This is a genomic window from Thermococcus prieurii (assembly GCF_054657655.1).
In genome coordinates, this window is the sequence record NZ_BAAHYH010000002.1 from 560,614 (window position 1) to 585,040 (window position 24,427).

24 protein-coding genes are annotated in these 24,427 nt (G+C 55.2%); 6 read left to right on the forward strand and 18 right to left on the reverse strand.

Features of this window, described 5'->3' with window-relative positions:
• Positions 1–41: 41 nt before the first annotated feature.
• The 8 genes from ACYQ04_RS06265 to ACYQ04_RS06300 all read right to left on the reverse strand — a co-directional run bounded on the left by ACYQ04_RS06265 (position 42) and on the right by ACYQ04_RS06300 (position 9,069).
• The gene (locus ACYQ04_RS06265; protein ID WP_460128151.1) at positions 42–2,021 is read right to left on the reverse strand and encodes an S-layer protein; all 1,980 of its coding nucleotides are present in this window, start codon (positions 2,019–2,021) and stop codon (positions 42–44) included.
• A 190-nt stretch (positions 2,022–2,211) separates the two neighbouring features.
• The gene (locus ACYQ04_RS06270; RefSeq protein ID WP_460128152.1) at positions 2,212–3,045 is read right to left on the reverse strand and encodes a hypothetical protein; all 834 of its coding nucleotides are present in this window, start codon (positions 3,043–3,045) and stop codon (positions 2,212–2,214) included.
• 2 nt (positions 3,046–3,047) lie between these two features.
• On the reverse strand, positions 3,048–4,097 hold the full coding sequence (gene amrS / locus ACYQ04_RS06275) for an AmmeMemoRadiSam system radical SAM enzyme (RefSeq protein WP_460129978.1): 1,050 nt from the start codon (positions 4,095–4,097) through the stop codon (positions 3,048–3,050).
• A 24-nt stretch (positions 4,098–4,121) separates the two neighbouring features.
• Positions 4,122–4,844, reverse strand: a complete 723-nt coding sequence (locus tag ACYQ04_RS06280; RefSeq protein ID WP_460128153.1) for a polysaccharide deacetylase family protein — start codon at positions 4,842–4,844, stop codon at positions 4,122–4,124.
• Entirely contained in the window at positions 4,837–5,982 is a 1,146-nt protein-coding gene (locus tag ACYQ04_RS06285; protein WP_460128154.1) for a glycosyltransferase family 4 protein, read from the reverse strand. The genes ACYQ04_RS06280 and ACYQ04_RS06285 overlap by 8 nt, the downstream gene beginning before the upstream one ends.
• Positions 5,958–6,836 (reverse strand): lysylphosphatidylglycerol synthase transmembrane domain-containing protein, encoded by an 879-nt coding sequence (locus tag ACYQ04_RS06290; protein ID WP_460128155.1) that lies wholly within the window; start codon positions 6,834–6,836, stop codon positions 5,958–5,960. The genes ACYQ04_RS06285 and ACYQ04_RS06290 overlap by 25 nt, the downstream gene beginning before the upstream one ends.
• Positions 6,837–6,853: 17 nt before the next feature.
• A complete protein-coding gene (locus ACYQ04_RS06295; RefSeq protein WP_460128156.1) occupies positions 6,854–7,807 on the reverse strand; it encodes a thiamine-phosphate kinase in 954 nt (317 codons plus the stop codon).
• Positions 7,804–9,069, reverse strand: coding sequence for a TIGR00375 family protein (locus tag ACYQ04_RS06300; protein WP_460128158.1), 1,266 nt, complete (start codon positions 9,067–9,069; stop codon positions 7,804–7,806). The genes ACYQ04_RS06295 and ACYQ04_RS06300 overlap by 4 nt, the downstream gene beginning before the upstream one ends.
• A 90-nt stretch (positions 9,070–9,159) precedes the next feature.
• Between ACYQ04_RS06300 and ACYQ04_RS06305 the strand changes: the two genes are divergently transcribed.
• The 3 genes from ACYQ04_RS06305 (at position 9,160) to ACYQ04_RS06315 (ending at position 12,826) form a co-directional block, all read left to right on the forward strand.
• The gene (locus tag ACYQ04_RS06305; protein WP_460129980.1) at positions 9,160–9,630 is read left to right on the forward strand and encodes a hypothetical protein; all 471 of its coding nucleotides are present in this window, start codon (positions 9,160–9,162) and stop codon (positions 9,628–9,630) included.
• Positions 9,631–9,635: 5 nt separating this feature from the next.
• A complete protein-coding gene (locus ACYQ04_RS06310) occupies positions 9,636–11,351 on the forward strand; it encodes a chloride channel protein (RefSeq protein ID WP_460128161.1) in 1,716 nt (571 codons plus the stop codon).
• 149 nt (positions 11,352–11,500) lie between these two features.
• Positions 11,501–12,826, forward strand: coding sequence for a cation:proton antiporter (locus ACYQ04_RS06315; RefSeq protein WP_460128164.1), 1,326 nt, complete (start codon positions 11,501–11,503; stop codon positions 12,824–12,826).
• Here the strand turns inward: ACYQ04_RS06315 and speB are convergent.
• The 8 genes from speB to ACYQ04_RS06355 all read right to left on the reverse strand — a co-directional run bounded on the left by speB (position 12,821) and on the right by ACYQ04_RS06355 (position 19,739).
• A complete protein-coding gene (gene speB / locus ACYQ04_RS06320; protein WP_460128166.1) occupies positions 12,821–13,690 on the reverse strand; it encodes an agmatinase in 870 nt (289 codons plus the stop codon). The two genes, ACYQ04_RS06315 and speB, sit on opposite strands and share 6 nt — an antisense overlap.
• Before the next feature lie 38 nt (positions 13,691–13,728).
• Complete coding sequence (locus ACYQ04_RS06325; protein WP_460128169.1) at positions 13,729–14,175, reverse strand: universal stress protein; 447 nt, start codon at positions 14,173–14,175, stop codon at positions 13,729–13,731.
• Between the two features lie 9 nt (positions 14,176–14,184).
• A complete protein-coding gene (locus ACYQ04_RS06330; RefSeq protein ID WP_460128171.1) occupies positions 14,185–15,462 on the reverse strand; it encodes an ArsB/NhaD family transporter in 1,278 nt (425 codons plus the stop codon).
• A gap of 9 nt (positions 15,463–15,471) precedes the next feature.
• Positions 15,472–16,017 carry an adenine nucleotide alpha hydrolase family protein gene (locus ACYQ04_RS06335; protein ID WP_460128174.1) on the reverse strand — a complete coding sequence of 182 codons (546 nt, stop codon included), beginning with the start codon at positions 16,015–16,017 and terminating at the stop codon, positions 15,472–15,474.
• Between the two features lie 55 nt (positions 16,018–16,072).
• The gene (locus ACYQ04_RS06340) at positions 16,073–16,483 is read right to left on the reverse strand and encodes a translation initiation factor IF-5A (protein ID WP_099210243.1); all 411 of its coding nucleotides are present in this window, start codon (positions 16,481–16,483) and stop codon (positions 16,073–16,075) included.
• A 67-nt stretch (positions 16,484–16,550) separates the two neighbouring features.
• On the reverse strand, positions 16,551–17,930 hold the full coding sequence (locus ACYQ04_RS06345) for a sodium-dependent transporter (RefSeq protein WP_460128179.1): 1,380 nt from the start codon (positions 17,928–17,930) through the stop codon (positions 16,551–16,553).
• A gap of 95 nt (positions 17,931–18,025) precedes the next feature.
• On the reverse strand, positions 18,026–18,688 hold the full coding sequence (locus ACYQ04_RS06350; protein ID WP_460128184.1) for a 16S rRNA methyltransferase: 663 nt from the start codon (positions 18,686–18,688) through the stop codon (positions 18,026–18,028).
• Entirely contained in the window at positions 18,666–19,739 is a 1,074-nt protein-coding gene (locus ACYQ04_RS06355) for a saccharopine dehydrogenase family protein (protein ID WP_460129982.1), read from the reverse strand. Before ACYQ04_RS06355 ends, ACYQ04_RS06350 begins: the two co-directional genes overlap by 23 nt.
• Before the next feature lie 97 nt (positions 19,740–19,836).
• On the opposite strand from ACYQ04_RS06355, the gene ACYQ04_RS06360 reads away from it, so the two are divergent.
• Together ACYQ04_RS06360 and ACYQ04_RS06365 are read left to right on the forward strand one after the other, a co-directional pair.
• Positions 19,837–20,409 carry a metallophosphoesterase gene (locus tag ACYQ04_RS06360; protein WP_460129984.1) on the forward strand — a complete coding sequence of 191 codons (573 nt, stop codon included), beginning with the start codon at positions 19,837–19,839 and terminating at the stop codon, positions 20,407–20,409.
• Positions 20,409–21,395 (forward strand): hypothetical protein, encoded by a 987-nt coding sequence (locus ACYQ04_RS06365; RefSeq protein ID WP_460128188.1) that lies wholly within the window; start codon positions 20,409–20,411, stop codon positions 21,393–21,395. The genes ACYQ04_RS06360 and ACYQ04_RS06365 overlap by 1 nt, the downstream gene beginning before the upstream one ends.
• On the opposite strand, the gene ACYQ04_RS06370 is transcribed toward ACYQ04_RS06365, so the two are convergent.
• Both ACYQ04_RS06370 and argF read right to left on the reverse strand, forming a co-directional pair.
• Entirely contained in the window at positions 21,392–22,321 is a 930-nt protein-coding gene (locus tag ACYQ04_RS06370; RefSeq protein ID WP_460128194.1) for an NOL1/NOP2/sun family putative RNA methylase, read from the reverse strand. The genes ACYQ04_RS06365 and ACYQ04_RS06370 overlap by 4 nt on opposite strands.
• Before the next feature lie 162 nt (positions 22,322–22,483).
• Positions 22,484–23,431 (reverse strand): ornithine carbamoyltransferase, encoded by a 948-nt coding sequence (gene argF / locus ACYQ04_RS06375; protein ID WP_460129986.1) that lies wholly within the window; start codon positions 23,429–23,431, stop codon positions 22,484–22,486.
• Positions 23,432–23,649: 218 nt separating this feature from the next.
• Here argF and thyX point away from each other — a divergent pair, with 218 nt between their 5' ends.
• Positions 23,650–24,384: an FAD-dependent thymidylate synthase gene (thyX, locus tag ACYQ04_RS06380; RefSeq protein ID WP_460129988.1), complete on the forward strand. Its 735-nt coding sequence runs from the start codon at positions 23,650–23,652 to the stop codon at positions 24,382–24,384.
• The last annotated feature ends 43 nt before the right edge of the window (positions 24,385–24,427 follow it).

A 24,427-nucleotide genomic window follows, 5' to 3' on the forward strand; every position in this document is an offset into this window, starting at 1 on the left:
CGGTGTTAATTAAGGAGAACTAAAGGAGAAGAAAAGAAACATCAGCCAAGGTTGGCGATGTACTCCATGAGGGCCTCGGCAGCGGCCTTGGTACCCTCCCTGTCGGTACCGGCGACAAGGACGACGCCGTGGTCGTTGATGGCGCCGCACTTGGCGATGTACTTGATGACACCGCTCTCCTTGCCGGTGCCGTACTTGGCCTTCCAGCCGCTGTAGTTGGCCGGGATGCCGAGCTTGTCGGCAAGAGCGGCGGTGACGCTGTTGACGACCGGGCCGCCAACGAGGATGAGGTTGCTGTCAACCTTGTTGAGGCCCTCGGCCATTATCTCGGTGTCGAGGACGGTTATCGGCTGGGTGACTTTGCTGAAGACGTCGGCCTTGGCCGGGCTGACGGTGGCGGTTATGTTGCTGACGTAGTAGCCAGTGTCTCCAATCTCGTCGCCGACCTTGTAGGTCTCGTACTCGTACTCGGGCTTGGCCGGGTCAATGGCGACGTAAGCATCAACGGCGTAGTGCTTGGTTCCATAGCTGTCGGTGTCAGTGTAGGTGTGCTCCTCGTACTTGACGACGAACTGGCCGAAGAGGTTTATCTCGGAGCCCTTGAGCTCCTCGTTGTTGGTGAGCCATATCTCCTTGAGGAGCTTAGCAGTCCTGTTAACGACGAAGTGGACGGTCCAGCCCTGGTAGAGTGAGTCGTCCTCACCGTTGACGCCGAAGAGGTTGGTCCAGACCGCAATCTTGGCGCTGGTGGTTCCACCGATACCGATGAAGGTGTCGAGGAGCTGGACCCTTATCTTGCCGCCGAAGAGGACGGTGGCGTTCGGGGTCGGGGTGGTCGGGTCGATGTCGAGGGTGGTGGTAACGCTTCCCTCCGGGCCGGTGACCTGGATGAGGGCCTTGACGCTGTTTATATCAATGTCGAGGACCTTGACGGTGTAGTTGCCGAACTGCTTGGAGGCACCCTTGTCGATGTAGTACTCGCCCTGGTAGTTGCCGAAGACTATGTCGTAAGTGTTCTGGTCACCGAGGAAGTTCGGGGTTCCAATGTCAACTATCTGGAGCTTCTTTCCGAAGAGGTCAATGGTGTCTCCAACGGTAGCACCTTCCCTAAGGACCGCCTGGGCGTTGTATGGATAGTTCTCGATGAAGTAGCCGCTGTGGATAACTCCAGCAGCGGAGGGATAGTAGTACTTGTCGGCGTAGAGCTGGAAGTCGATGGTGACGTTAACGCTGTTCTCCGGGATAACGAGATCGATGCTCTGCGGCGGAACGACACCGTACTTGGAAGTCCACTGGACCCACTGGTCGTGGTCGAACTCAATCCTCTTTATGTCGACGGTGTAGCCGAGGATGTAGCCCTCGCTGAACGAGGCAACGGTCTGGCCGTTGACGGTGTAGGTAACCGGCTGGGCAAGCTTCCAGTAGAGGGCGTCGCTCGGACCGAAGACCATCGGGTCGTTGTGGTAGTACGCGGTGTAGACGCTGGTTCCGTTGTAGAGCTTAACCGGAGTTGAGGTCTGAATCTCGCTCTGGTCAAGAACACCGTCGGACCAAACTCCACCGTCGGTCGCGCTGTAGTCAGGGCTGAATGAGATGGTTATGTCATCGTAGTAGTCAGAGTAGGTCGGGTAGCTCGGAACGTAGCCTCCGTTCCACCAGCCGGCAACACCAGCGTAGTTGTCAGGGTAGGAGCGGGTGGTACCAACGTAGGTGTTGTCAAAGACGGGAATGTCCTCCGGGTCGTAGGACACATCCTTCTTAACGACAACGCTCGCGTCGGTGACTTTAACATCCTGCTGGGTGTAGAGTATGCTACCGATGGCAACGGCTATGTCAGCAGCGCTCGCAACATCCTGAGCGGCACCCTGGCTTCCAACCACGATTTTAACGTTTGGCTGTCCGTTCTTAACGAAGAAGTCCTTCGGGATGTTCGGGACGGTCGGCTGGGCGCTGGCGAAGCCCATGGTGGCACCAATCATGGCGGCACCAACGGCCAGTGCCGCGATCTTCTTCACCTTCATGCCACAACACCTCCTTAATTTGTTGGGGGATTAACCCCCGCTAAAGTGTTGTCATACCCTTCTGGCCATCAGGGGTATATATACTTTTCGCTTTCAGACCCTTTCAGAGACCCAAAGAAGCTCGCCAATCGCCGTAAAAATAAAAGGGAGCTTAATTAAATGCCTACAGCCAATTCGCCTTTTGCCGATATTATCTTTGCAACTTGAACGATGTGCCCTCCTTCTCAAGGACCCTCGCCTTTAGGGGCCTCGTGACAAGTTCGTAGGCAAAGCCGGCGAGGTCAGACAAGATTCCCTGAACCTCCGGTGGGGTCACGTCAACGACCTCCGGCTCGACGACCTCAATCGCAACCGGCGAGTACTTGGCGACCAGCTGGAAGAGGGTCTCGATGTCAGAAACGAGCTCCGTTGCAACGAGGAAGTACTTAAGCCCGCTCTTTTCGCTGGTGCCCTGCTCTCTGGCCACAAATTTGTTAATCCTGCATCCCTCATACGCAAGGGCCTTTGAGAAGTCCCTCTTGAGTGTTTCCTCGTCCTCGCTGAAGGTCTCAACGACGAAGCGGTAGAGGACCATCCTCTCGTCGAGAATCATCGACTCAATCTCCTCCCGAGAATAGCCGATTCTAGGCTCCTCAAGCTCATCGAGCTTTGGATAAGCGGCCAAGGCACCAAAACGCTCAATCAGCTGGCCCATGAGGTATGAAACACCTCCAAGAATCTCGGTAAGCCTTTTCGCATCGAGCTCAATCTTCGATGTAGTGACGACGTCTATCGCCGCTGGAGCGTAGCGGATGGCCAAATCCACCATGACCTCAAAGGGGGCCTCTATCCTCGCCTCTATCATGCCGGAGTACGGCATCAGCTCGCTCTCGGGGTCCTCCAAGATGTCCTCAACGTGGATATCCTTAACACTGGCTTCCTTCTCGGACTTGAGCATCTCCACGGTCTTGGCCATAGCGCTTTCTAAAGCTTTCTTGTCGTTGGAAAGGCCTTCGATATAAAAAATCGCCTCAATCTTGTCCATTTTCACCACCACATTCCCGGATAGCGCCTTTTCTTGTAGGTGCCAACTATCGGGATTCTCTCACCGCAGTACTTACACCTTCCGTCCTCGGTGACCTTGTACTCGGTAATCTCAAAGCCGTAGCGGACTATTAAAGGCTTTCCGCAACGCGGGCAGTAGGTGTGCTCTCCAGGGTGCCCGGGCACGTTGCCGATGTAGACGAACTTCAGACCCTCCTCTTTAGCTACGCGGTAGGCCATCTCTATCGTCTCGAGCGGTGTCGGTTGAAGGTGGAGGAGCTTGTAGTGCGGGAAGAAGCGCGAGAAGTGCACCGGCGTGTCGTCGTCGAGGTTTTCAACCACCCAGCGGGCGAAGGCCCGTATCTCCTCTTCCCTATCGTTGAGCGTCGGGATTATGAGGTAGGTCAGCTCGACGTGGATTCCAAAGTCCTTCTTCGCTATTACCGCCGTCCTCCTGCTCGGCTCACCGCTCGGAACTCCGGCTATCTTCATGTAGAACTCGTCGCTGAAGGCTTTGATGTCGATGTTCATCGCGTCGATGTAGGGGGCGAGCTCTCTAAACGGCTCCTCGTTGATGTAGCCGTTGGTGATGAGGAGGTTGTAAATTCCTTCCTCCTTTGCAAGTTTAGCAGTGTCGAGGACGAACTCGTACCAGATTACGGGCTCGTTGTAGGTGTAAGCTATGCTCTCACAGCCGTAGCGCTTCGCTATGGAAACGACCATCTCAGGCGTCATGTCGTGGAGGTAGGGGAAGCTCTCGTCGGCCTGGCTTATCTCCCAGTTCTGGCAGTGCTTGCAATGCATGTTACAGCCGACGGAGCTTATCGAGAGCGCGCACGAGCCGGGCCAGAAGTGGAAGAGCGGTTTCTTCTCCACCGGGTCGGCTCCGATTGCCGAGACCTTGCCGTAGTTGAGCGTGTAAAGTTTTCCGCCGATGTTCTTCCTAATCTTACAGGAACCCCGCTTGCCCTCGTTTATGATGCAGTTGAGGGGACAGAGCTTACAGCGAACCTTATCCCCCTCCAAGGGCTCCCAGTAAAGGGCCTCCTTCATGGTTCTCACCCAGAAGAAGTCCGTTCACTCACGTTTAAGCTTTTGGTATTCCTCGTAGAACTCTCGGAGCGTTAGAAACCTCGCACCGTTATCGAGGTGGAACTCAATCAGCTTCCTGAGCTTTTCAAGGGCACCTTCCCCGGTCCCGAACCAGCAGTCGGGCCTCAAGCGCTTGGACATCCTCACGAACTCCCAGGGGTGGAAGATGTAAATGACCGGACTCTCAAACTTCCGGTGAAACCTCTCCTGTATCCTCCACGGGAGGCGCGTGACTATAGAGGTCGTCGTGGCGGGAACTTCGAGGACGCCGTTGATTTCGGTAACCCCTTTGCGCCAGCCCTTGTGGCGGGCCTTGGTCGAGTCAACCCTAAAGCCGAGCTCGGCCAGGATGCGGTAGTAGCTATCTGGAAACTGGAAGTTGGGGGCGCGGAAAGAAACTGGCTCGGAAAAGCGGGAGAGAATCTCTTTAGCATCTTCAAGCCTGCGCTTCGCCTCCTTAAAGGAGAGCCTGTCAAAGCGTTCGTGCTCAAAACCGTGACAGCCGAGTTCATGCTTTTTTCCAGCGCGCTCCGCCAGCTCCGGAAATTCCTCCGCGATTCTGCCGGTGAAGAGAAAAGTTCCTTTGATTCCAAACTCCTCGAGGAGGCCCATAACGCGAGGGAGGCCCTCTTCCATGCCCCTCCTTGTCTCTGCGAACGGCGGGCAGTCGTGTTCAACGTCGAAGGTCAGCATTACTATCTTAGCCATCCTCGGCCACCTCGTCGAGGACCTCACGGTAGAGCGCCACTATTCTTTTCACAACGACGTTCCAGTCGTAGACCCTCTCGACCCTCCTCTTCCCGAGACGGCCGAGGCGCTTCTCCACGTTCTGATTGCCGAGGACGAGGTTTATGGCCTCGGCCAGCCGCTCGGAGTTCCCTGGGGGGACGAGCAGACCGCATCCGTCTATTATCTCGGGAATCCCCCCAACACTCGTCCCAATAACCGGCGTACCGCTGGCCATTGCCTCAAGGAGAACTATCCCGAAGGCCTCGCTCAGGCTCGGGAGGACGAAGACGTCACTAGCCCGGTATAGGAGGGGGAGCTTCGGGTACTCCACCATGCCGAGAAACCTGACCCGCTCCCCAACGCCGAGAAGCTTGGCCCTCTCCCTAAGAATTGGGAGCATACTCCCCTGACCGGCCACGAGAAGGGTTCCGTCCACGTGCTTCATCGCGTTGATGAGCGTGCTCACGCCCTTCCTTGGTTCCAGCCGGCCAACGTAGAGAATCACCCGTTCACCGAGCCCCAGCTTTTCCTTGGCCTCCTCCTTTGAAAGGGGTATGTCGAAGAAGTCCACGTTAACACCGTTCTGGATGACCTCTATGGGAACCCTCGTGAAGCGCCTTATAAACTCCTTTGAGGCCCTGCTGACGGCTATTATCCTGTGCGGGTTTCCAAGGTAGTACTTGAAGTACGGGAACGTCATCCTCGCCAGAGCCTTGATAGCCGACGAGTTCTCATAGTTTATGCTGTGGGTCGTCAGGAGGGTTGCCTTTCCAGATTTTCGGCCGGCGGAAACGGCTTTGAGTGCCAGCGGTGTGAAGGCGTGCTGACCGTGCACTATGTCGTGCCCCTCAATGTAGGGTATCATGTGAGAGGCGTTTTTGGAGAAGATACTCATGTTGATTCCAACGCTCCCGAGGGTGTATCCCGGCACCTTGATTAAACCGATACCTTCTCTCCTGAGTTCCTCCTCCCTGCCGGTCACCCGGTCGTTGGTGACTATCGAAACCTCATGACCGAGCTTTCGCAGGTGAAGCGCAAGGTCATGCATGTGAACCGCAACGCCGCCGAGCTTTGGGTAGTACCAGTCACTCACTAACGCGATTTTAAGGCTCTCCATACTTCCCTTCCCCCGGAGGTAAAGAGCACCACGAGCCCAGATAGACTACCCAAGACATAGGAAATAAACCTTTCGAGTACAACCACCGACACGGCCAGTGTGGGGGGAAGGCCAACGTAGGTGAGGGTCCCAACTAGACCACCCTCAACTATGCCTATCCCACCGGGGGTGAAGGCGGCTATCCCAAGGATAAGGTTGACGACGGACACGAACACGAGAACCGGAAGGGAAACTTTCAAACCAAAGGCCAGCGTGAGCAGTTTGAGCCTCGCAACGTCAAGGGCCCACACGAGCGAACTGGCGGTGATTCCGACGAGATTGACTTCCCCGCGCCTCCTAAGGGTTAGTATCCTCCCCCGGTCTTCATCGGAGAGTTCAACGCGGAAGAGCCGAAGCGTTAACTCGATGAACTCCTCCCATTTGAGCCAAATCATTAACAGGCCAAGGAGGAGAGGAATCAACACGAGAGCCTCGGACGTTGCGAAGTACAGAAAGCCTATTGCGACCATGACCATGACGGGAATTGACTCAAGGATTCTCTCGTAGACTATCGTAACCGCAGAGATGCCCATTGGAACCCCACGAAGCTTTGAAACCCACAGCATCCTGAGGAGCTCTCCCCCTCCCCTGCTCATCGGCGTTATGTTGTTCATAAATAGCCCGGCAAGGTTCGCCTTGAAGAGCTCGCTGATTGGGACGTCAACACCGGTACCCCTAAGCACGTACTTCCATCTGACGGCGAACAGGAAGACGCTTACGTAGTAGGTGGCTATCGCAAGGAGGAAGTAGTGTAGGCTTGCGCACTTTGCCTGCTGGATTCCAGTCAACACTTCCATTTTAATACTACTGAACATACGGAAGTCCTTCCATGTCAGCGGTTATAAACCTTCTGGTGACTCAGATGCTCCCAACCAAGCCTTGGAACTGGTTTTTTATTCCCATTAACCACTGAGTAAACGCCTTTCCTGGGAGTAACAACACCAACGACCGAAAACTCAAAGTCGAGACTATCCGCGAGGTCCGGCGAAACCGTAAAGACCAGCTCAAACTCCTCCCCGCTCGCAAGGGCGACTTCCACCGGGTCGAGGCCTAAAAGCTCCGCCACTTCATCAACGCCCTCCCCGATAGGAAGTCTCTCCGGATAAACCTCGATTCCAACACCGCTCATCTCCACGAGGAGGTAAAGCTCCTTCGCGAGGCCGTCGCTGACGTCTATGGCAGAGCTGGCCACCTTCGAGAGGGCCATTCCCTCCTCAACCCTCGCCCTTGGCTGGAGAAACTTCTCGTAGAGGGCCTTCCTGACGGCGTCGCTCACATCAAGCCCCTTTCTCCAGACGAGATAACCTGCCAAACTCCTCCCAAGGTCACCTGTAACGCAGACCAGCTCGCCCGGTTTGGCTCCAGAGCGCGTGAGCAGTCTCTCGGCAAGCCCTAGCGCTATACCGTCTATGATGAGGTCGTCGGCCTCGTTGGTGTCGGCGCTCAGAACGGGAAGGCCGTAGAAGTCGAGGGCCTCACCGATTCCCCTCGCAATTCCCTCAAGGTAGTCCTCACCTAAATCCCGGGGAATACCAAGCGAGAAGAGGAAGCCGAGCGGTTTCGCCCCCATGGCAGCGATGTCGCTCACGTTCATCGTCACGGCCTTGAAGCCGACCTGCTCAGGAGTCATTATATCGGGCACGTCCGTCTTTCGAACCAGCATGTCGTTGGTAGCGACGAGCCACCTCTCGCCGAGCTTCAAGGCGCCGGCATCGTCCCCGAGGGGTAAATCTCCCTGTCGTTTGAGGTGCCTGAGGAAGAGTTCGATGATTTCGGATTCCCTCACCGTTTCACCCCCAGAAAGTCCGTTATGCTCCTCTGCCTCGGCCTCCCGGTCTCCTCAGGAATTTCTACCTCAACGCTCTCAAGCTCCTCAATCTTAGCGTTCCTTATTTCCTCAGGCAGTCTGATTTCTCCATACTTCCCGCCACCTCCGGGGATAACGATGAGCTTCCCGTTGCGGTAGGCCCATATCGCCTTGGCAACCTCCTCGTGAACCCTGGCGAGTTCCCCGACTGGAACGTCGACGAGAACCCTAATCTCGCTCCCGAAGTCCCTCAAAAAGCGCTCCCATATCAGCCGGACGGCTTTGGTTTCAACCCCCTTGCCGATGACCATCGATATAATCTCGGCGAGGGGAGCGAGGCGCAGGTAGGGCGGTCTGTCCTTCGGCATCTCTTCCGTATTGGCCAGCTCGAGGATTCTGTCGCGAACTCCCTTCTTTATCCGCCCGCCACATTTCGGACACTTCCACTTGAAGGCCTTCGCCTCGCCGAGGGAGTAGTGAGCGTAACAGCGGGAGCAGGCCGTCAGGTGGTACTTTCCAAGCCTCGGGTCCAAACCCGCGTTTAGGACGATTCTCCTCCCACCGCGCCTTAGAATCGCCTTCCGGATTTCCTCGAAGGTAACCTCCTCAACCTCGAAGCGGTTGAACTCCCTGCCGAGGCGGTGGGGCATCGGCGAATGCGCGTCGCTGTTGCTGAGATAAGTGAGCCTGTGGTGGGCCTTTATCATGTCCGCCATCTCGCTGTCCGCTGAGAGGCCGAGCTCGAGGAAGTGAATTTTGGCCCCTCCGTAGGCCTCCTTCAAGCTGTCGTACTCCTTGTAGAGGCTCGTCCAGGGGGTGAAGGCGTGGGCCGGACCGATTAGGACGCCGAGGTCGTTGGCCAAGTTGGCTATTTCAGCCGCGGAGAGGCTCAGGTGGGGCCGGCCTTCGGTCTCGATGTCGTTTGAGTATTTCCTAAGGAGTTCCCTCATCTCGCGAACCGTTTCAATGCTCGGGAAAATCAGGACGTGGTGAACCCTTCTGCTGTCCTCGACCTCTGTCGTGAGGAGGAAGCGAACCCCGTTGAGCTCGTAAGTCCCTTCGTCGACTTTCTTGGCGTATCTGAGGAGCTCCCCCTCCCAGCGGGGGTTGAGTATATCCCCAGTCCCGACGAGACCGAGGCCCTTGAAGCGCGCGTTTTGAGCCAGGTTCGGTATCGTCATCGACTTCGAGACGGCTTTGGAGTAGCGGGAGTGAAGGTGAAGGTCTGCATCTACTAACATCTCACCACCGCCCAAAGTTTTCGGGGCCTCTAAAAAACCTTCTCCCAAACCCTTATAACCCGGATTTTGGAGTTGAGAACGGTGAAAGGCATGAAGGTTGAGGGATTCGTCTCGTCTCTGAGAAACGCCGAAACCATCGGCGAGCTCTTCAAGATACTGCAGGAAAAGGGAGCTCCGATAGTCGAACTCGACGGCCAGAGGTTCCTCATCGTCGTCGAGGGCGACTTCGAGGGAAGGCCCTTCTGGACCGAGATAAACGGCGAGAAGGCCAACCAGGCACTCGGCGATGCGATGCTCAACTCCTCCAGCTTCCCCTTCAAGTGCAAGAAGCCATACACCGGCGGAAACGTCATCTTCGTGAACTTCGACGACATCGAGGTCGAGAAGTTCCTCGTGGCCTACCACGACCCGGACTACGGCATCTTCTACCTCGTCGAGGACGGGGAGGCTAAGGAGATAACCAGAGAGGAGTACGAAAAGCTCAAGGCCGAGATGCCCGAGTTCAAAGTGAAGTCCATGAGCGACGAGCAGATGGACATGATGGGAGCCTTCTTCGGTTGAGGGCTATGAACGGGGAGTGGGACCTTCAGAAGTACGTCAGGAAGTGGTCAATCCTCCTCGGAATCTCCGCGCTGGCGGGCTTAGTTGGGGGATTGGGTGCGCTCGTGTTTCGAGTGCTGATTGAGGTCATCCACTCCCTCTTTTTCACCTCCGTGCTCCCGAGGATTTCCTACGAGTTCCACGGGGCCAACCTTGGTTACATCCTTCTCCCTGTATTCGGCGCGCTCTTGATAGCCCCGATGGTGAAGAAATACCCCGAGTTGAGGGGAAACGGCGTCCCCGAGGTCATCGAGGGCATAATCTTCAAGAGCGGTAAAATCGGTGCGAAGCTGGCATTTCTGAAAACGCTCGCGACTGCAATTTCTATTGGGGCTGGAGGTCCGCTCGGTCGTGAAGGTCCTGCCGCGTTCATAGGTGCCGCGCTCGATTCGGCGCTGGCCGAGAAGCTGCCCAAACCGCAGGCGAGAAAGCTCATAACGACTTGTGGCCTGGCCGCTGGAATCGCAGGTACCTTCAACACGCCCCTGGCCGGGGCAATGTTCGCCCTTGAGGTCATCTACATGGGTGCGATAACGATAAACCTCGTCCCGATATTCGTATCCGCCATAATCGGCAACGCCATAACCCTCGTGGTTCTCCACAATCCGGCGCGCTTTCCGGTTCTGAATCCCAACATAAGCGTCCTCGCGGGGATTCCTTTCTACTTCCTCCTTGGTGTCGTTCTTGGTCTCATTGGCTACGCTTACACGAAGGCTCTCTACAGGGCCACCGACGTCTTTGATAGGTTCTCCGAAAAGTACCCCTTCGAGCTCCGTCTCATCATCGGCGCCCTGGGAATCGGCCTAATCGGAATGCTCCTGCCCCACGATGGTATCTTTGGAATCGGCTTTGGGGGAATAAAGGATGCACTCCTTGGAAAGTTTGCATTTGATATGCTAATTGTTCTCGCGCTGGCAAAGATGACGGCGACGCTTTTGGCGATAAGCTCCGGCTTCTCCGGCGGAATCTTTGCCCCGAGTCTCTTCATTGGAACCATGCTCGGTTCGGCTTTTGGAACCCTCGTCTCACACTTCGCTCCAGCAAACGTCGAGGCCTACGCTTTAGCAGGAATGGCCGGTTTCTTTGCGGCGGCAACTCAGGCCCCGCTGACTCAAATAATTATGATAACCGAGATGTCCGGAACCTACGCCTACTCGCCGGCGGTTGCATTGACCTCAGTCGTTGCGTTCCTGACGGCGAGGGCATTCTTTAAGGGGTCCTCCGTGTACACAATTAAACTCGAACGGAAGGGCATCAAAGTCAAGACGGGAAGACCATTAATCCTGGAGACAATAGCCGTTCACGAGATAATGAGCACGAAAGTCGTCAGGATTCACGAAAGGAGACCCCTAATGGAGGTTGAGCGCATAATAGCCTCCACGGGTCACGATTTCCTCCCCGTTGTGGATGACGAGGGACGAGTTGTTGGCATAATCGGTGTTCCCGACATACTCGGCAAGTCAACCGCCATCAAGAAGCTCCCCGTTGAGAGGTTCATGAGAAGGAACTTTGCAGTTGTAACGCCGAGGGAGACGGCACAGGACGCGTTGGAAAAGATTCTCATGAACGACCAGAACCTCATTCCCGTTGTGGATGATTCCGGAAGGCTTCTCGGTGTCGTCACGAAAAGAGACATCTACAAAGCCTATTATCACGCCATCGAGGGGATATACCTCTGGTGAGTGGTTCAACTTTCTATGGATAAACGCCCAGTTCCGGCCTTTTTTTTCGAAACTCTATCGTTAGAGATGCCTAACTCTTAAAAATGCCTGGGGAAAGTTTTAAATTCTATCCTACAAGACGTGAAACGAAGAAAAAAGGAGGCGGTAACATGACAACAGACATGGTTGCGAGGGTCCTTGTGGCGGTGCTGGGTTCAGGGATAATTGCCATGCTGATAAGCAGGCGCTATAACATCTCCTACGTCCCGCTCTTCATAATCGCGGGCATGATACTCGGTCCGATATCCGCACTCGTACCAAGGGACGTTGCCCACGAGCTTTTTGATTACGTTCGTGTCTTCGGTTTGGTAATGATTCTCTTCACGGAGGGCCACAACCTGAGTTGGAAGCTGTTGAAGAGGAACTTTCCAACGATAGCAACCCTCGACACTGTCGGGCTCCTCATCACGGCTCTTCTGTCGGCATGGTTCTTCTCGGTCGTCTTTCATGCCCCGTTTCTCATCGGGTTCCTCTTCGGCGCCATCATAAGCGCAACCGACCCTGCCACGTTGATTCCACTCTTCAGGCAGTACCGCGTCCAGCAGGATATCGAAACGACGATAGTCACGGAGTCAATCTTCAACGACCCCCTCGGTATAGTTCTCACTGCCGTTGCCGTTGCCATGCTCGTGCCCAAGGCCAGTGGCGGCATCTTCGCAAGCTTTAGCTCACACCTCGGTGTCTACGGCGCGGCGGTCGTTTACTTCCTCTACGAGGTCGTCGTTTCCATAGTCGTAGGCATAGCCGTCGGTGCCTTCGGTTACTGGTTCATCAAGAAAACCAAGATATTCGAGTTCCCAGAGATTGAGATTTTCTCCCTCTTCCTGGCCTTTGGAGGCTTTATGATTGGCGAAAAGCTCCAAGCTTCGGGTTACCTCGTGGCGACCACCACCGGAATAATCCTCGGTAACTACAAGGTTTTCAGCAAGAAGGAGAAGCCCCAGGTGCTCAACAAGGTCATGAAGGCCATCGAAAAGGAAGTTCATTTCAACGAGAGCATAGCCGCCATAGCGACGATATTCATATTCGTCCTCCTCGGGGCGAGCCTAAATCTCAAGCCCCTGCTGAACAACCTCTGGGGCGGAATTCTCGTGGCGTACTTCATAATGCTCGTCGCCAGGCCGATAGCGGCGCTGCCAATCCTCAAGTGGTGGGGCAAGAAGGAGTACATCTTCATAGCCCTCGAGGGCCCGAGGGGTGTCGTTCCATCGGCACTCGCGGCCCTGCCGCTCAGCTTGGCAATGAAATACCACAGCAGTACATTGACCGTCTACTGGGGAGAGGTAATCCTCGCGGTAACGGTTATCACGGTTCTGGCTTCGGTCATAACCGAGACCCTGTGGGTGCCCTTCCTCAAGAGCCGGCTCCTCCAGCCAGAAACGGTAGAGGACAGGATGAGAAAGTACCACGAGAAGAAGAGGGCAAGGGCCTCATGACTTCCCCATTTTTTCCATTGCCCCGATGAAGTAGAAGAGCAACTTTGCGGCTGTCAAGGCCGTTGGATTGCCAAGGGTTTCGCCGGCTACCTCCATAATGTCAAAGCCCGCTATTCTCTTGTTTTCCACCAGCCACTCTATTGCCTCTATCACTTCCCAGAAGCCCAGACCGCCGGCCTCGGGCGTTCCCGTCGTCGGGACTAGAGACAAGTCGAAGACGTCTATGTCCACCGAGAGGTAAACCGGTTCCGGAAGGGGCCTAACGAGTTCGACAAAAGAATCGAAGTCGTAGTCCCTTGCGTGAACCCAGCGAATTCCGTTCTTTCCTGCGAACTCAACTTCCTCCCTCGTCCCGCTCCTGATTCCAAACATGGCCTCCCTAACGCCCAGCTCCGCTATTCTCCGGGCGACGCAGGCGTGGTTGTAGGGGTTGTCCTCGTAGCTGTCCCTGAGGTCGAGGTGGGCGTCGAAGACGACGTAGCTTTTGGGTCTTAAAGCCTCAACCGCTCCGAGCGTCTGGGAGTGCTCACCGCCAAGGAGTATCGGTATCTCGCTGGGGTTGGCACGTTTGAGCTCTTCAATCGTCTCCCTGACCCTGTCGGCGGTTCTCCTTGGGTCGCCGGCGACGACCGCTATATCGCCTATGTCCGCTATCTGGAGTTCGGCTATGTCGAGGTCGTAGTCCAGTACGTAGCTCTCAAGGTTCAGCGTCGCCTGCCGTATCAGCGTCGGCCCGAAGCGCGCTCCGGCCTTGTAGCTCGTCGTGCCATCGAAGGGGACTCCGAGTATAACGTATCTTGCCTTCTCAGGCTCCGTGAGGGGAAACTCGAGCTTGAGGGTCTCGTAGGTGTACAGGAACTCCATACCACCACCCGGCCGGAATTGGAATGGGGGTTTTAAAGCTACCTCACAATCATCACGGGCGGTTCAATGTGGCCGACGACCTCCTCGAGGAGGGAGCCTATCCTTGTCTTTCCGCTCTTTCCGTAGGCGCCCATGACGACGAGGGAGTAGCCCGAGTTCGCTTCCTCAAGGATTCTGTCCTTGGCCGGCCCCTCGACGATTTTGAAGGCGCAGTTGACGCCCTCGCGCTGGCCGAGCTCAAGGAGGGTCGTCAGCAGGTCCTTTATGCTCCTCTTGTTCTCCTCCCACAAGGTTTCCTCGAAGCGCTTGATTTCCTCAAGGCTTCCGCTCCTGACGCTGGCATGGAACGCTATCGCCCGGGCTTCCCTCCTGTCGAGAACCGAGAACAGGACTACCTTGGCCCCCTTGCTCTTCGCAACGGCAAAGGCATGCAGGGCCGCCTTCTGGCTCCACTTCGAACCATCAACAAGGACAAGTATCTTCATACCACCACCTCACAGTCCGTACCTAATCCAGAGCATTAAACTCCCCACCAAAACTGTCGAGAACATTATCACGGCGCCGACCTTCAGGAACTCGCCGAAGGTTATTCTAATTCCCTCTCTGTGAGCTATTCCAATGACGACAACGTTGGCACTCGCACCGATAGCGGTACCGTTTCCTCCGAGACAGGCGCCGAGGGAGAGTGCCCACCAGAGAGGATATGTGTTCATGCTCGAACCCATCGCCTTTATCAGCGGAATCATCGTAGCCGTGAGGGGAATGTTGTCAACGATTGCACTCGATATCGCCGAGAACCATGAGATTACGAATATGGCCTGTGCCTCGCTGTGAATGAGTCCTATAATCCTGTCGGCGAGCGCGTCGATAATCCCCGTTTCGACGAGGGCTCCAACGATTAAGAAGAGCCCTCCAAAGAAGAAGAGCGTCGCCCACTCGACCTTCTCGAGGGCCTCCTCCGGCGAGAAACCGCTCCAGAGAAGCATCGCAGAAGCGCCGAGGAGCGCTATGACCGCCGGCTCAACGCCCATAGTGTCGTGAAGGAAGAATCCCAAGACGATACCAAGGATTATTATCACCGACTTCCTGAAGAGCTCCCGGTCACGTATTGCATCGCGCTCGTCCATTCCCATTATCAGCCTCTCAATCTCGGCCCTCTTCGACGGGCTGACCTTAATCGTATTCCTGTATGCGAGGTAAACTATGGCTACCGTCACGAACAGGTCAACGACCGCTATCGGCCCCATGTTGGTGAGGAACTCGTTGAAGCTGAGCTTCGCGGCGGAGCCAATCATGATGTTCGGGGGGTCACCGATTAGCGTCGCGGTTCCACCTATGTTGGACGCGAATATCTCCGCGAGCAGGAAAGGAACTGGGTTAACGTTCATCTTCTTGGTTATGTAGAGGAGCATCGGAGTGAGCAGTAGAACAGTGGTGACGTTGTCAAGGAAAGCACTCACAACCGCGGTAACGACCGAGAACAGCAGGAGGACCTTCATGGGGTCGCCCTTTGAGAACTTTGCAGTCTTTATGGCAATGTACTCGAAGAGCCCACTCTCGCGGGAGACGTTCACGACGACCATCATTCCGGCCAAAAGGAGAATCGTCCCGAGGTCGAGGTACTCTGGGACCTTCTCCCAGGGCACTATGCCGACGAGCAGTACGACGCTCGCGCCGACCATCGCGGCGACCGTTCTGTGAATCCTCTCAGTTATGATGAAGGCGTAAACCCCGAGGAACACTGCGAGCGCTATAATCTCCTGGGCGTTCATGATACCACCTCAGTAAACGATTACGGGCTTCTTAATTCCCTGGACGATTCTGAAAACAACTGGGCTGACCTTGTGGGTCTTCACACTCTCGGAGCCAAAGTGCCTTGAGAGAACCAGCAAATCCCTTTCCTCGCTCTCCCTTTCAACGAACTCAACCTTGTCGGCGAACGTTATCTCAACCGAGTAGTCGAGGCCAAGTTCGCTCAGAGCCCTCTCCGCCAGGGTTATCATCTCCCTCCCAAGGGCTTCCTCCTTTCTGCGGAACTCCTCTGCCTCATTTTCGCCGAGGGTGTCGTGGATTAACGCGAACAACCCCTCGTCTATAAGGTAGACCACGTCAACCCTTGCACCAGGGTAGGCGGAGAGGACATCAAAAACCTCGTTTGGAACCCTGCCCGAGAACCTGTCCAGGATGAGAAGAATCGATGTTACCACCGGAATCTGAAGCTCCTCCTCGGTTAGGAAGAACTCCTGATACGCCTTGAGTATCTCCTCGTAGCGAGAGCCCGCTATGTTTCTGAACTTGCGGAGAACAAGCTCGCTGAAGTTTACCATGGCAACACCCTAAGTTTATCGAGAAGAGGCCTTTAAAAGGTTGTGTGGAAGGGGCTCACTCGCCCCTGACCTTCTTAATCTGAATCCTGCCGAGGGTCTCCCAGTACTCGACGGTGATTCCTTCCTTGAGCTGGTCCTTGACCTCGTCCTCGACGCCGGTCTCGATTGGGACGTCGTAGAGCTCGTAGGTCTCCATGTCCATAATCTGGACGGTGTCCGGGGTTATGGCTATGACCTGACCGACGCGCTTGTCGATAATCGGGACGTCAACTTCCGCGCTGGTCGGCTTAACGATGCTCCTGACCTTTCTATCGAAGATTCCAACGGCCTCAATCCTGGCCTTGGCGGAGCCGTGCTTTCCTGGGGAAGAAACGGTCACGTTCACGATTCTGCAGGGCTCGCCGTCGATAATTATGTACCTTCCGGGCTTGAGCTTGCTGACCTGAACCTTGGTCTTGTCTCCCATTTTTCATACCTCCCATAAGCGTTCTGGGAGGAGTTAGAAAAGGCGTTTAAAAAATTTTTGAAAAAGCTCAGCGACGGCTCTTTAAGAGCACCCCGTTCATCAAGAGGGGTACCAGCAGGACGAGACCGAGTACCGCACCAAGCTTAACGGCGTCGCTTGAGCTCCTGAAGGCGTAGTAAAGGGAGAATATACCAACGAACGCCAAAAAGGCCAGGGAAAGCGACAGGAGGCTCTTCTTGGAGGTAAGGTCTGACTTGAGGACCGGGTATGCCTCAGCTATGGCTATTATTGCACCGACGCTGAACGGGACCGTGAAGAACATCGTCTTAGCCGAACCGAGCTCCATGACTATCGCGACAATCATGCCAACGATGGAAACGCCGGCGAGTCCCTTCGTCCTTCCGAGCTGCATGACTTCTGAGAGCATCTGGGTGCCCATCTCAAGGAGGACGATTATAGTGGTGAGACCCGCGAAGTAGAAGGAGAGTATCAGGAGGAACGTGATTGTACTTGCCCCCGGAACGTTGCCCTTGAGAACCTGTGGGATGAAGTAGAACACCCTAACCGACTGGGGAAGCGGTGCGGTGCTGTTCGTCGCGTACGCCTGAAGAGCCCTGAACTGGGAGTAGAGCTTAAAGCTCTGCTCAACATTCATGTTTGGGTTGTGGACGCTCTTTTCGAAGGCCTGGAAAGCGGGGCCGAGGGAGTACGCCATGGTGTAGGCGGCCGCAAAGCTGAGGATTATCTGGAGGATGAACACACCGAGGAGGACACGCCTGAAATCGAGGTCCTCCGGAGCAAAGCTACCGAGGACGTAGTAAACTCCAGCGCCGAGACCGAACGCCACTATGACCGAAGCGAGGAGCAGTATCACGCCCTCAAACGAGAGGGGCTGGTGGAGAGAGGTTATACTGGAGACCGCCTGATTCATGTAGTAGGTTGCCTGCTGGGAAGTAACGACGCTGAGGGCTTTGCTCCTGATAAGGAACGCTGAGATAATCGTGAAGATAATCATCAGAACGGAGATTCCAGATATGAATTCAAGGGTTTTGCCTTTGGCCAGCATGAGGAGGAGTGCCGCGAGGAGAATCGTCAGGATTGCAAGGGGGACGGTGTACGTGGTGTTACCACCGAGCAGGTATACGAGACCCCAGCCAGAGGCATAGGCCGTAACACCAAGGATTACAAGCAGGAACATCAGCAGGGTGAATATCACCGCGGGGGTCCTCGCAACCTTGAAGAACAGCTCATATATAAGATATCTCGTCTTTTTGGTGCTCTGGGCTTCGTTGTATGCCAGGAACAGGGCAACGACAGCTGGAACCAGCGAAATCAGGAAGCCCTTGAGACCAAAGACCATGTAGTACTTTGGAACCACTAAAAAACTCCACACACCGAGGATGTAGCCCGTAATGAGCAGGGCCATCATTATGTTTACCTTCCTCATTGCAAACACCCCTATTCTATGATTCTCAAGGGCGAAATGTAAGGATTATATAAAAACATTGTGGCATGCTAGACGTTCAATAACGGAAATGGAATTCAAAGGAGTAGATTGGCCTCGAAATTTACCAATATCTCGTTTACAATCGTCCACGCCATCAGGGGCTCGCGGTAGAGACTTACCTTTTTTCCCTCGACCTTACTCCTAAAGTCCCCGTGCGGGAAGCCGCCAACGATGACGAGCGGGTTCTCCAGTCCCGCTAAAACCTTGCCGAAGTCCCTCGGCTTCATCAGCTCCCCTTCCTCGTGCATAACGAAGACCTCGTCGGGGCCAATTTCTTCCACGAGCTCACCTAGCGTCTTCTCCTCGATGCGGAGTAAAGTTAAATCCTTTGGAACGACCCCGTTCTTGAAGAGGCTCTCCATCAAGCCCAAGAAGCGGTTGTAGTTCCGTGGAAGTCTTGTCTCTGACTTTATGTATATCACCTCGTTGTTCCTCGTGTGGACGTAAACCCTGAGCTTCCCCTCCTTGTTGGCTATGCTCTCTAAGGCGTTGAGGAGGCAGATGTGCACTATGTCCGGCCTTCCCCTTCTCTCGCCGTCGTCAAGCTTCCTGAGCGCCGAGTGGTGGTAACTGCCCTCAAGGATTACCTCTTCCGGCTTTTTGCCCCTTCTCTTCGCGTAGTTCACAACGGCTGGATGCTCCACTATCGATTTTGGCACGAGCTCAAGCTCGGAATCAGCTATCACCAGGTGGAGCATTCTCCTCCCTCCTCGGTCTTATTCCCCTCTCCTCAAGGTCGGCGATGATTCTTTCGAAGGTGTCTATGCGCATGCCAAGAATCTCGGGCGGGATAACGCCGAAGATGCAACTCCCCTCTGCCACGAGCCTCGCTATGGCGGAAGCAGTGTAACCGGTCACGCGCGCCATCGAGGTGAATTCTCGCTCCTCATCGTAGAGGGTGTAGCTTATCGTTCTTCCAGGCTCGGTTCCGGTGACCTTCATAATCGAGAAGTCCCTGCTATCGTAGGTCATCCGCGGGGTTATAACTTCAAGCGTCTTGTCGATGTGCTCAGGCTTGAAGAACCCCAGCTCCCTCAAAACCCTCATCTTCTCAAGGTGCCCCGGCCAGCGGAGCGTCCACTCCTCAAGCCTCTCGACCCTTACGCTCTCAAGCAGGCTCCTCAAACCATCGCTCGGGAAGGCCTCGAAGGTAAAGCCCTCTATTTCAACGGTCTTAACTTCAGAGAGCGGGTCTATCTCTTTAACCTCGCCGTCCCTTATCACCCTCGCCGGCCGGGTGTACTCTTCAATTAAATCCTTAGGTGACCATGTAATTCTGTAATAAAGCGGTGGCTTCGGCTCCTTTGGAAGGCCACCAACGTAGATGTAGCCCTCGCTCATGTCGTCGAGCTCGTTCCAGATTCTGCCCATGAGGATGTGGCTCAGTCCTGGGGCGAAGCCCGCATCGAATATCACCGTAACCTGGGCGTTTTCAGCTTCCTCGCGGAGTTCAAGGGGGTTTTCAGGCATAAAGGAGACGTCCACCATGTCAACGCCGGCCTTTATCGCGGCTTTGATTGATGAATAGCCGAAGCGACCGGGGAGTGCGCCAATAACAAGCTCGAACCCTTTCATCGCCTCGACGAGCTTGTCGAAGCGGGAGGCATCGAGCTTGAGCGGTGTGGCGAACTCGGAGACGGTCTTCAGCCTCTCCTCGCAGAGGTCAGCAACGTGGACGTCAAACTCATCTCTAAGGTCCCACGCTATAGCTCTACCAACGTTTCCGGCGCCGAGGACAAGAACCTTCATTTTGGACACCGACTCGCTTTACTCAGGAACCTTTAATAACCTTCGCGGGACGGAAACCGTATATACACCAAGCACCAATCAACGTACAGTGCTTCCGATGCTCGGCTTCCTGAGGAGGAGAAAGCTTAGAAAGCTCAGGGGAAACTCAGAGGGGACTCTCGTCATGCACATAGGTGACACGCCGGAGAGCGTCTACCGCTTCATTGAGGAGCTCATAGACGAGCAGGAGCCGGAGGTGATAATCCACACAGGGGACCTGGTGGACAACGTCAAGCTCGAGCGGAGACCTGACCTGAAGCCGGCATATGAGGCAGGTCTGCGAAAGCTCGCGCGGGTTCTCAAGGGTTCAGGCGCTAAGCTTTACATCGTTCCGGGCAACGAGGACGACCCTGAGCTCCTAAGACGGTTCTTTGGGGAGAGCCTGGTTGAGCCGGGAAGCGTCGTCGAGATTGGCGGGAGAACCTTCGCCCTCGGCCACTGCTGGCAGGACGTTGCCGATAAAGATGCCGACTTCAAGCTCTACGGCCACAACTTCAAGGTCATTCCAAAGGGTTTGAACGCGGTTCTCGGCGTCAACTTCATCTTCCTGCCGAGCGGGAGGGTCGTGAAAGTTGACTATCCCGTGGGCACAGACACGGCCCGGGGTTACAAGCTCAGGAGGGGGTTGTGATGAGACTCATGCGCTTTGGTCCTTCAATCGTGTTCCTGAGGGGGGACGTTGAGAGGCTGAAATCGGGAATTCGAGAGCTTTTCGGCGTTGAGGAGATTCCCACGGAGCGGGCGATAAGGGACAGCAGTGAGTTCGAAACAATATTGCTCGTGACACCGCCGGAGGAAACCAAGACGGTACCACCGGACACGGGCTTTCTCATAAGGAGGGGGGCGAAGGTCGTTCTCGCGGAGATAGTGAACAGCGACCTGCCGGTTGAGAGGGTCGAGATTGAGAGCACGATAATACTCCTCCGCGTCCCGGAGAAGGTTGACGAGGCCCTGAAGTTGCTCGCAGAGGAGTTCAACGGAGAGGTAATGAGCCAGCTCGACGCCCTGAACCTCGGCGAGGCCTGTGACACTGTGATTTCGGTCACGAGGAAAAAGCTGAGCTCACCGATAGGGCCGGAAGACGTTGAAGGAGCGGTCCTCGTGAAGAAGGACTTCTTGAGCGTTTACCGGGAACTGCTGATTGATACGCCGCTGTTGCTCTTCAAGCTCCTCCCCGAGTGGAACGAGATAACGATAAAGCTCTACGACACCGAGAGACGCTACGACGAGAACATCGAGAGACTCATGCTTGTCATAGAGGACCTTGACCTCGGCTTCATCGTCGGCGAGGGCTGGGACTGGGACTATCCAAGACCGTTTATGCGCGTTCCGGTCTACAAGCTCAAGCTTCTAACGTGGGAGGACCCGCTTCGCGTGAAGTTCCTGCTGAAGGGACTGGAGTACAAAGGCTACAAGAGGCTCTGTGACATAGACGTTTTCGTCGAGGACAAGAAGATAGATTGGGTGAAGCTCGGAAAGTTCAATTCAAAGTTCGAGCTGGCCGAGAAAGCAAGGGCCGAACTTGAGAAGATGCTAAGCGACGATGTCAGGGAAAAGCTCCACAAGATAGAGGAGAAGCTCCTTGGAGAAACCGATAGGGGAAGAAGAGACGGCTAAAGCTTCCTGAGCTTCGCGACGAAGAAGCCGCTCGTCCCGTGTTTGTCAGGATAAAAGCGCCTCGCCTTCTTTATTTCCTCGCTCAGCTCGATTCCGAAGGGCCTCGTTAAGGCCGGCTCGCCGTAGCGGAGGGGGAGCAGTTCAACGTCGAAGTTATCAAGAACCCACTGGATTACGAACTCGTTCTCCTCCGGTTCAAGCGAGCAGGTGGAGTAAACCAGGATTCCGCCCGTTCTGAGGACGCTCAAGGCCTTCTCAAGCATCTTCATCTGGAGGTTCTGGCAGAATTTAACATCCTCCATCGTGCGGTTAGCTTTCCTCTCGGGGTTCTTGTGTATCGTTCCCGAGCCGGTACAGGGGGCATCGAGGAGGATTTTATCGAACTCAACGCCGAGCTCGTCTATGTAGAGCGACGAGCGGTGGAAGAGAACAGTGTTGGTGACGCCGAGGCGCGAGAGATTGAGCCTTGTTTCTTTCAATCTGTCCTCACCGACGTCGAAAGCGTAGATAATGCCCTCGTTCTCCATCAGCTGGGCCAGGTAACTCGTCTTTCCGCCAGGGGCGGAAGCCATGTCCGCAACGGTTTCACCGGGCTTTGGTTCGAGGGCAACCGGCGGGTACATCGAGCTGGCCTCCTGGATGTAGAGGAGACCGCTCAGGTACTCGGGCGTGGATGTAATTGAGAAGGGCTCGCGCGTGAGGCAGAAGCCCTCCCTTGCCCAGGGAACTCTCTTAAACTGGAAGCCCTTCTTGTTGAGGAGCTTGGTGAGCTTCGGCACTTCGATGCGGAGGGTATTTACACGGAAGCACCTCGGTAGGGGCCTTTCCATCGCCTCGGCTATGCTTAATGCCCTCTCGCCCCACAGCTCGTAATAGCGCTCCGCGAAGGTCTTGGAGTAGCCAAGGGAAAACAACTTTTCGATCATGATGAAAGGTTAAGCGGAGAGTTTAAAATCCTTCGTTTTATGAAACCCTACTTTCACAAACTGCACCTTTTGTGAAAGACCACGTTCATAAATTGCACGGTTTATAAAAGACTGCTTTCACAACTGGCAAAAACCGTTAGATAGAAAAGAGGGGAAAAGGCGTCAGACCTTTATCCCGCCCATGATGAGGGCCATCAGGGCCTTTTGGGCATGGAGCCTGTTCTCGGCCTCGTCCCAGACGACGCTGTTCGGGCCGTCTATAACGTCGTCGGTAACCTCCTCTCCCCTGTGGGCCGGGAGGCAGTGCATGAAGATGAAGTCCGGCTTGGCGTGCTTGACGAGCTCCTTGTTGACCTGGAACGGTCTGAATATCTTTCTCCTCTCTTCTGCCTCGGCTTCCTGACCCATCGACGCCCAGACATCGGTGTAGATGACGTCCGCGTCCTTGACGGCCTGAACCGGGTCGTGGAGCAACTCAAAGCTTCCACCGCTCTCAGCCGCGTTCTCCTCGGCCCACTTTATGACCCTCTCGTCGGGTTCGTAGCCCTCGGGGGTTGCAACGACGACGTGAGCGCCGAGCTTGGTTCCCGCTATCATGAGTGAGTGGGCAACGTTGTTTCCATCACCGACGTAGACGACCTTGAGGCCGGCTATGCGGCCCTTCTTCTCGAGGATGGTCTGGTAGTCCGCCAGGGCCTGGCACGGGTGGCTGAAGTCGCTGAGTGCGTTTATCACCGGAACACTCGCGTACTTGGCGAGGTCCTCAACGTCCTTATGGGCGTAGACCCTAGCGACGATTCCATCAACGTACCTGCTGAGAACGCGCGCGGTGTCGGCTATGGTTTCACCACGCCTGAGCTGGAGGTCGTTGGCGCTGAAGTAGAGTCCCAGACCTCCAAGCTGGTAGATACCGACCTCAAAGCTGACGCGGGTTCTAGTCGAGGGTTTCTGGAAAATCATTCCAAGGGTCTTGCCCTCAAGAACGCGGTGGGGCTTTCCAATCTTGTTCCAAATCTTCATCATCTCGGCGGTCTTGAGAACCGTTTCAATTTCCTCCCTCGTGAAGTCCTGGAGGCAGAGAACATCCCTTCCGGCAAGGCTAACCACCATGTGCATCACCGTTTAAGGCTGTTCCCTGAATTTAATAACCCTTTCGTCGGAAAAACATCGGTTTTCCTGAAATTATTTGAAGTCACCTCGCCTCTCACTTTCCAAACGTAGACCAAAACTGGACATGAAGAAGCACTAAAGAAACCATCACTTTAACTCCCCTGCGTCAAAGCAAACCTAATAAGGTTGAGCGCCTTTGCCCGTTGGTGATTCTCGGCATGAGTGGAATCAGGGTCAGGCTCGTCAATTATACGAAAAAGCCTCTTGAAACCGTCACATGGTCGGCGCTCATAAGCTACTGGGATGAATGGGAGAGTGAGGCCTTTGAGCGAATCACCAAAACGGACGTCGAGATGCACCTCCCGAGGGTTCTCGGCTACGGCCACGAGTCAATACTTGAACACGCGGTCCTGACGTTCTCGGTGGAGGGCTGTTCCCGCGTTTGTAGCCATCAACTTGTCCGCCACAGAATAGCGAGCTACACCCAGCAGTCACAGCGCTACATAAAATTAAACCCGGAAGACGTTGAGGATACCTTCGTGATTCCCGAAAGCGTGAGGGAAAGGCCTGAGCTCTACGAAAAGTGGAAAAATCTGATGCGCGAGGCCATCGAGCTCTACGAGGAGAGCTACAAAGCCGGAATTCATCAGGAGGACGCGCGCTTCATTCTCCCCCAGGCAGTGCGGACGAAGATAGTGGTAACGATGAACCTGCGCGAGCTGAAGCACTTCTTTGGCCTCAGGCTCTGCGAGAGGGCACAGTGGGAGATTCGCGAAGTGGCCTGGAAGATGCTGGAGGAGATTGCTAAGAACGACGAGCTCAGACCGATTATAAGGTGGGCAAAGCTCGGGCCGCGCTGCATTCAGCTCGGCTACTGCCCGGAGAGGGAACTCATGCCCCCGGGTTGCTGGAAGAGGACGAAAGAGAAGTGGAGGAGAATAGCCGGAATATAATCAGCTTCCAGCTTTGGAGGGCGAGCAATGAACCATGGAAACC

Excerpts from the sequence above, each read along its gene's own strand:
- ACYQ04_RS06265 (WP_460128151.1), bottom strand. The coding sequence starts at position 2,021 with ATGAAGGTGAAGAAGATCGCGGCACTGGCCGTTGGTGCCGCCATGATT.
- ACYQ04_RS06270 (WP_460128152.1), bottom strand. The coding sequence starts at position 3,045 with ATGGACAAGATTGAGGCGATTTTTTATATCGAAGGCCTTTCCAACGAC.
- amrS (WP_460129978.1), bottom strand. The coding sequence starts at position 4,097 with ATGAAGGAGGCCCTTTACTGGGAGCCCTTGGAGGGGGATAAGGTTCGC.
- ACYQ04_RS06280 (WP_460128153.1), bottom strand. The coding sequence starts at position 4,844 with ATGGCTAAGATAGTAATGCTGACCTTCGACGTTGAACACGACTGCCCG.
- ACYQ04_RS06285 (WP_460128154.1), bottom strand. The coding sequence starts at position 5,982 with ATGGAGAGCCTTAAAATCGCGTTAGTGAGTGACTGGTACTACCCAAAG.
- ACYQ04_RS06290 (WP_460128155.1), bottom strand. The coding sequence starts at position 6,836 with ATGTTCAGTAGTATTAAAATGGAAGTGTTGACTGGAATCCAGCAGGCA.
- ACYQ04_RS06300 (WP_460128158.1), bottom strand. The coding sequence starts at position 9,069 with ATGTTAGTAGATGCAGACCTTCACCTTCACTCCCGCTACTCCAAAGCC.
- ACYQ04_RS06305 (WP_460129980.1), top strand. The coding sequence starts at position 9,160 with ATGAAGGTTGAGGGATTCGTCTCGTCTCTGAGAAACGCCGAAACCATC.
- ACYQ04_RS06310 (WP_460128161.1), top strand. The coding sequence starts at position 9,636 with ATGAACGGGGAGTGGGACCTTCAGAAGTACGTCAGGAAGTGGTCAATC.
- ACYQ04_RS06315 (WP_460128164.1), top strand. The coding sequence starts at position 11,501 with ATGACAACAGACATGGTTGCGAGGGTCCTTGTGGCGGTGCTGGGTTCA.
- speB (WP_460128166.1), bottom strand. The coding sequence starts at position 13,690 with ATGGAGTTCCTGTACACCTACGAGACCCTCAAGCTCGAGTTTCCCCTC.
- ACYQ04_RS06325 (WP_460128169.1), bottom strand. The coding sequence starts at position 14,175 with ATGAAGATACTTGTCCTTGTTGATGGTTCGAAGTGGAGCCAGAAGGCG.
- ACYQ04_RS06330 (WP_460128171.1), bottom strand. The coding sequence starts at position 15,462 with ATGAACGCCCAGGAGATTATAGCGCTCGCAGTGTTCCTCGGGGTTTAC.
- ACYQ04_RS06335 (WP_460128174.1), bottom strand. The coding sequence starts at position 16,017 with ATGGTAAACTTCAGCGAGCTTGTTCTCCGCAAGTTCAGAAACATAGCG.
- ACYQ04_RS06340 (WP_099210243.1), bottom strand. The coding sequence starts at position 16,483 with ATGGGAGACAAGACCAAGGTTCAGGTCAGCAAGCTCAAGCCCGGAAGG.
- ACYQ04_RS06345 (WP_460128179.1), bottom strand. The coding sequence starts at position 17,930 with ATGAGGAAGGTAAACATAATGATGGCCCTGCTCATTACGGGCTACATC.
- ACYQ04_RS06350 (WP_460128184.1), bottom strand. The coding sequence starts at position 18,688 with ATGCTCCACCTGGTGATAGCTGATTCCGAGCTTGAGCTCGTGCCAAAA.
- ACYQ04_RS06355 (WP_460129982.1), bottom strand. The coding sequence starts at position 19,739 with ATGAAGGTTCTTGTCCTCGGCGCCGGAAACGTTGGTAGAGCTATAGCG.
- ACYQ04_RS06360 (WP_460129984.1), top strand. The coding sequence starts at position 19,837 with ATGCTCGGCTTCCTGAGGAGGAGAAAGCTTAGAAAGCTCAGGGGAAAC.
- ACYQ04_RS06365 (WP_460128188.1), top strand. The coding sequence starts at position 20,409 with ATGAGACTCATGCGCTTTGGTCCTTCAATCGTGTTCCTGAGGGGGGAC.
- ACYQ04_RS06370 (WP_460128194.1), bottom strand. The coding sequence starts at position 22,321 with ATGATCGAAAAGTTGTTTTCCCTTGGCTACTCCAAGACCTTCGCGGAG.
- argF (WP_460129986.1), bottom strand. The coding sequence starts at position 23,431 with ATGGTGGTTAGCCTTGCCGGAAGGGATGTTCTCTGCCTCCAGGACTTC.
- thyX (WP_460129988.1), top strand. The coding sequence starts at position 23,650 with ATGAGTGGAATCAGGGTCAGGCTCGTCAATTATACGAAAAAGCCTCTT.